Source organism: Aeromonas sp. R1-1, from assembly GCF_040908495.1.
Classification (GTDB): Bacteria; Pseudomonadota; Gammaproteobacteria; order Enterobacterales; family Aeromonadaceae; genus Aeromonas; species Aeromonas veronii.
Map to the genome: position 1 here is coordinate 1 of NZ_JBFODV010000024.1, position 4,761 is coordinate 4,761.

At 59.7% G+C, this 4,761-nt stretch carries 4 protein-coding genes; 3 read left to right on the forward strand and 1 reads right to left on the reverse strand.

The annotated features are described in order from the left end of the window. Positions 1-24: 24 nt before the first annotated feature. The gene (locus AB5Y92_RS01110; RefSeq protein WP_368225214.1) at positions 25-732 is read right to left on the reverse strand and encodes a ParB-like protein; all 708 of its coding nucleotides are present in this window, start codon (positions 730-732) and stop codon (positions 25-27) included. Positions 733-916: 184 nt separating this feature from the next. Between AB5Y92_RS01110 and AB5Y92_RS01115 the strand changes: the two genes are divergently transcribed. The 3 genes from AB5Y92_RS01115 (at position 917) to AB5Y92_RS01125 (ending at position 4,635) form a co-directional block, all read left to right on the forward strand. Then, positions 917-2,521 carry an ABC transporter substrate-binding protein gene (locus AB5Y92_RS01115; protein ID WP_368225216.1) on the forward strand — a complete coding sequence of 535 codons (1,605 nt, stop codon included), beginning with the start codon at positions 917-919 and terminating at the stop codon, positions 2,519-2,521. Between the two features lie 118 nt (positions 2,522-2,639). Continuing rightward, a complete protein-coding gene (locus AB5Y92_RS01120; RefSeq protein ID WP_005335795.1) occupies positions 2,640-2,939 on the forward strand; it encodes a hypothetical protein in 300 nt (99 codons plus the stop codon). A gap of 136 nt (positions 2,940-3,075) precedes the next feature. Further along, the gene (locus tag AB5Y92_RS01125) at positions 3,076-4,635 is read left to right on the forward strand and encodes a methyl-accepting chemotaxis protein (protein WP_368225217.1); all 1,560 of its coding nucleotides are present in this window, start codon (positions 3,076-3,078) and stop codon (positions 4,633-4,635) included. The last annotated feature ends 126 nt before the right edge of the window (positions 4,636-4,761 follow it).

Genomic DNA, 4,761 nt, shown 5'->3' on the forward strand with positions numbered 1-4,761 from the left:
TGGATGCCCTCATCGCACATCCACTCATTGCGCGCTTTTGGACTGGTTGAGGCTGCACTGCTTGCCGAGATAACCGGGTAGATCCTTGGCATCGCTGCCGCAGGCGAGCCGTTTGGCCTGTTGCAGGCGGGCCGCCAGATTGGCGCTGTCCACCGGCATCCACTGCATCTGCTTGCCGAGCCAGCTGGCCCAGGCAAACTCGACGAAATAGACCTGTTTGTCCTTGCGAAAGTAGCCCGCATTCTGCAGCAGTCCGGCGAGGGTGCGATAGGGGTAATCAGGCAGCTTGTCGATGCTGCTCGGCAACTGCTCCGGGGTCAGCGGCTGCCCCTTCTCATCCTTGAGCCAGGCCCAGTGGTTGTTCTGCATCTGACTCCAGAAGTTGGCTTTATCCTGCAGACGGCCAATCACCTTGACCCGGGCATCCTTGACGCCCTGCTGCCACAACGCCTTGGTGAGATGGTGGCGGTCCACCAGCCAGTAGCTGCCATCCGGCGCAATCACCACGGGGATCTCTTTCTTTTTCATCAACTTGTCGAGCTGCTTTGCGCTCATGCCAGCCAATGTGGCCTGGGTTTCATCGACCTGGATCTGGCCGACGCCCCCCTGGGTCGGGTGCAAGGCATCGATGCCGATCTCGCACCAGTTGCCCACCGCCGTGTCGCGCTGGCACGGGGCCAACGCCCAGGCACCCTGGCTCAACACACAGGCCAGCAATAACCATGCTTTCATCGTTTGACACTCCTCACCACATTGAACTGCACAGACGCCGGGAACGCTCTTCTACCCCGATTGGGAGTGAGAGTCGAATGCTGGCGGTCAGACCAGCAAACGGGATATCATGATTTCCCATCTGTCGGCGATATTTTCTCGCCGAGTTTTCTCCCCGCTTCACACTATTTGAAGGATCCGACCCATGAAAGGATGGAGCCCCTTGCTGGCCCTGCTGGGCTGTGCTGCTGTCCAGGCTGCCGATATTCCCGCCGGAACACAACTCGCCGCCGAGCAGATTGTCGTTCGCCACCTCAAGGATGAACCTGCGAGCCTGAGCCCGCTCAAGCTGGTCGGCCTGCCGGAGTTGCAGGTACTGCGGGATCTGTTCGAGGGGCTGCTGACCCAGGGGCCGGATGGCAAACCGGTTGCCGGGGTGGCGGCCAGCTGGGAGAACAAGGGCAACCAGTTCTTTACCTTCCATCTGCGCCCGGATGCGCGCTGGTCCAACGGCGATCCGGTCAAGGCCGGCGACTTCGTCTACGGCTGGCGCAAACTGGTCGATCCGAAAGAGGCGGCCACCTTCGCCTGGTTTGCCCAACTGGCCCGTTTCGACAAGGTGGACGAGATAGTCGCTGGCAAATTGCCTGCCAGCGAGCTGGGGGTCAAGGCCCTCGATGACCACACCCTGCAGGTGACCCTCTCCCAGCAGGTGCCCTACTTCCTGAACCTGCTGAGCCACCCCAGCCTGTCGCCGCTCCATCAAGCCAGCATCGAGCAGTACGGCAACCTGTGGACCCAACCCGGCAAACTGGTGGGCAACGGTGCCTTTGTGCTGAACAACCGGGTGGTCAACGAGAAGCTGGAGCTGACCCCCAACCCTTATTACTGGGATCGGGCCCATACCGTATTGACCAAGGTGATCTTCATGCCGATCAATCAGGAGAGCGCGGCCACCAACCGCTACTTGGCTGGCGATCTGCATATCACCGAATCCTTCCCCAAGGAGCAGTACGACAAGCTGAAGCAGCAGATCCCGAATGAGGTCTATACCCCGGATCAGCTCGGCACCTACTACTACGCCTTCAATACCCGTCAGGCACCACTGAACGATGTGCGGGTGCGCAAGGCGCTCTCCTACACCATCGACCGCGCCCTGATCGCCGACAAGGTGCTCGGCACTGGCGAGAAACCGGCTTATCACTTCACTCCGGATGTGACCGCCAGCTTCACCCCAACCGCCAACCTTCTCTCCACCAGCAGCCAGCCGGAACTGGACAGCAAGGCCAAGGCCCTGCTCAAGGAGGCCGGTTACGGCCCGGACAAGCCGCTCAAGCTGACCCTGCTCTACAACACCGCGGAAATTCACAAGAAGATGGCGCTGGCCATCGCCAGCATGTGGAAGCAGAAGCTGGGCGCCGAGGTCGAGCTGACCAATCAGGAGTGGAAAACCTATCTCGACAGTCGCCAGAGCGGTCAGTTCGAGGTGATCCGCTCCTCCTGGGTCGCCGACTACAACGACCCTTCTGCGTTCCTTGGCCTGTGGGGCTCCCGTCACAGCGGCAATATGGCTGGCTTTGCCAATGCCCGTTATGACCAGCTGCTGACAGAGGCGGCCAGCACTCAGGATGCCGCCAGCCGCAGCAAGCTGTTTGGCGAGGCGGAAGCGATCCTGCTGGCTCAAGCCCCCATAGCCCCCATCTACCAGTACACCAATGCCCGACTCATCAAGCCATGGCTCAAGGGCTACCCCATCAACAACCCGGAGGATGTGGCCTACAGCCGCCAACTCTACCTCGTCAAACACTGACACCGGCCACAACGATGCGAGGCCCCGCAGGGCCTCGCTATTGACACTGTTCACACCACGATTTCCAGCCTAAAATACCGCCCCTTCTGTTCAATTAATCTTCAATACCCAGTCAGACATGCGTTATTTGATACTGCTCTCGTTGTTGTGGACCCTGCCCGCGCAGGCCAATAGCGAATCCCAATGCCAGCAAGAGTTTGTCGGCTGGATGCTGCACCAGCAGCAACAGTTCAGCGATCGCAAGTCTGACAAGATGGAGCGGCGCCGGGCCGAACGGGCCATCGAGTTGGCTCGTCAGGAGTACGACAAGCAGACCAGCTTTTGCAAGACGATGGAGCTGGTGCGCAGCTACAAAGATAGCGATCCGCGCTTTAAACCTAGAAGTGGCGAAGTTCACGATTTCACACCGGCCAGCTGACCCTTACTTCATCAATTCATTGTGTTGATTAATTGACCCAAGCCAAGTTCGGGTCACTGAAGAGCCTTAGAATGATTAACTGAGAACGACAATAAAAACATATTTATCAGTTATTTGGCTTTTTCAGGAACGACACATGACCAAACTCCATCAGGAGGGGGAGATACACTTCCCCGACAACATCGCACTCATCTCGACCACGGATCCCGCCAGTCATATTACCTATGCCAACCAGCACTTCTGTGATGTGGCCGGGTATGGTGCTGCCGAAATGGAAGGGGTACCCCACAATCTGGTGCGACACCCCGACATGCCCAAGGTGGCCTTCGCCGATATGTGGCAGCGGCTGCGACAGGGCAAAAGCTGGATGGGGCTGGTCAAGAACCGCGCCAAAAGCGGTCAGTTCTATTGGGTAAACGCTTACGTCACCCCGATCCTCAATGCGCAGAAGGAGATCGTCGAGTTCCAGTCGGTGCGCACCAAACCCGCCGCCAGCGATGTGGCCTGGGCCGAGCAGCTCTATGGCCTGTTGCGCAGCGGCAAGGCGCTTCCCTGGCTGAGCCGCTTTCACTTTGAACCGGGTCAGCTGACCCTCTGGCTCTCCGTTTCTGCCTTGCTCACCACCCTTGCTACCTTTGCCACCGGCAACCTGTTATGGCTGCTGCCCACCGCCTTGTTGCTGTTGGCACAGGCAATCCACGGCTGGCGATTGCAGCAACGGCTGGCTCATCTGCTCACCCTTGCCGATCAAGACAAGGGAACCCGCCTCTGTCAGGTGCTCTACACCCGACGGCGCGACACTCTGGCGGCCGTCGAACTGGCCCTGCGGATGAAGCAGGCCGAGCTCAAGGCTGTGGTCGGGCGCAGCGCCGACACCAACCAGCAGATCCTGCAGGCAGCCGAAGATGACCGGGGCAATATCCAGACCATTGATACTCATCTGCAGCAGCAGCGCGCCCACAGCGAGCAGCTGGCGACCGCCATCACCGAGTTGAGCCACTCCATTCGGGATGTGGCCCACAGTGCCCATGAGGCGAGCAATCTGGTTATAGAGGTACAGCAGGTCTCCGACGAGGGGCTGCAAGCATTGGCGACCACCCGCTCCGCCGTCAACCAACTCCATCAGGAGCTGGATGCCAACCACGCCGTGCTGGCCCAGCTCACCAGCGACAGCCAGAAGATCAGCGGTATTCTGGAGGTGATCAGTCAAATCGCCGACCAGACCAACCTGCTCGCCCTCAATGCGGCCATCGAGGCTGCCCGGGCTGGCGAACAGGGGCGCGGTTTTGCCGTGGTGGCGGATGAAGTGAGGGCGCTGGCCCAGAAGACCCGCGCCTCGACCAGCGAGATCCACGAGATGATCCAGGCGCTGCAACAAACTACACGACAGCTGTCGGACGGGATGACACAAGGGGCGCAGACCTCGGTGCGCTGCCAGCAGCACGCGGGCACCACCGCCGACGTGCTCACCCAGATCAACCGGATGCTGGGGCAGGTAACCCGCACCAGCGACGAGATCGCCCAGGCGGTGAGTCAGCAGGCCGACGTCACGGCGACCCTCGATGAAGGGGTACACCAGATCCACCAGCTGGCCAGCCACACCGCCGACAACAGCAGGCAGGCGCTAAATGGCATCACCCTGCTGGTAGAGCGGCTGCAGGATCTCTCGCGGCTGATCAACCAGTTCAGATATTGAAGCGACAGTAATAAAAAAGCGCGTCAACTGACGTAATGCCAGTCAGTTAAGCCTGACTGGCATTGTTTTTATTGGCTTTTTGCACCGCATACTTTTGTGGTCTTGCCTTCACACTGCGGGGGTAAC

Coding starts and splice junctions, on each gene's coding strand:
- AB5Y92_RS01110 (WP_368225214.1), bottom strand. CDS start 732: ATGAAAGCATGGTTATTGCTGGCCTGTGTGTTGAGCCAGGGTGCCTGG.
- AB5Y92_RS01115 (WP_368225216.1), top strand. CDS start 917: ATGAAAGGATGGAGCCCCTTGCTGGCCCTGCTGGGCTGTGCTGCTGTC.
- AB5Y92_RS01120 (WP_005335795.1), top strand. CDS start 2,640: ATGCGTTATTTGATACTGCTCTCGTTGTTGTGGACCCTGCCCGCGCAG.
- AB5Y92_RS01125 (WP_368225217.1), top strand. CDS start 3,076: ATGACCAAACTCCATCAGGAGGGGGAGATACACTTCCCCGACAACATC.